Here is a 741-nt window from a genome sequence, read left to right as displayed (position 1 = left end):
GCCACACCGACCAGGACCACCGCTACCACGACGGTCCGCCACCCCTGCCTACCGCGCATCGCCAAAACTCGTTCTGCGCCATGCTCGATCGCGCCGTCGACCGCCGCCCGACCTGGAACCACGTCGTTTGCCTGCCTCGGTGTCGTCCGGACCGAGCGGTCGAGTGTCAGCGCGGCCGCGGCGCAGAGCAGTGCCGGAGCGCAGCGCTCGAGTTCGTTCGAGCCGGGTGGGGTGGGGATCGGTGGCCCATCGGACCCGGGTGTGGTCGGGCCGCGGACCGGCTGTCGATCGAGTGGTCACGGTCGGGTCCTTCCTGCGCGGCGCTGGTCGCGAGTCACGGCGACGGCGGCGCCGAGCAGTGCCAGCACGCCGAACCCGGCCAGCATGAGCCGGTCGTCGCGGAACCGGCCGCCGGCACCGGTCTCGGGTGCGCCCGAGGGCATGCCGTAGCCGCTCGCGGCGGTCGCTGTTCCCGTGCCGCCGGTTGTGGTGGCGCCGCCGGTGACGGACGCGCCACCGGAACGGTCGTTGTCCGGCTTCGTCGTGTCGCCGGAATTCGCTGCGGGCGTGTCGGACCCGTTCCGAGCGCCGGCGCCCGGAGCCTGTTCGACAGGCGAAGGTGCGCCCTGGTCGCCGGAGGCGCCGGGCCCCTGAGCCGACCCCGACCCTGCCAACGCGCCACCGAGCACCGCGCCACCGACTGCGGCGCTGCCGAGTGCGGCGCTGCCGAGTGCGGCGCTG

The 741-nt window shown here is 74.5% G+C and carries 1 pseudogene; it reads right to left on the bottom strand.

What is annotated here, in order from left to right:
- Positions 1-296: 296 nt before the first annotated feature.
- Positions 297-741 (bottom strand): annotated as a pseudogene (locus tag V8688_RS31995) (hypothetical protein); the annotation flags it as partial.

This window comes from Nocardia sp. No.11 (assembly GCF_038752175.1).
Classification (GTDB): Bacteria; Actinomycetota; Actinomycetes; order Mycobacteriales; family Mycobacteriaceae; genus Nocardia; species Nocardia canadensis.
The sequence above is the reverse complement of the archived record's forward strand: the minus strand, read 5'-3'. Positions and strand labels throughout refer to the sequence as shown.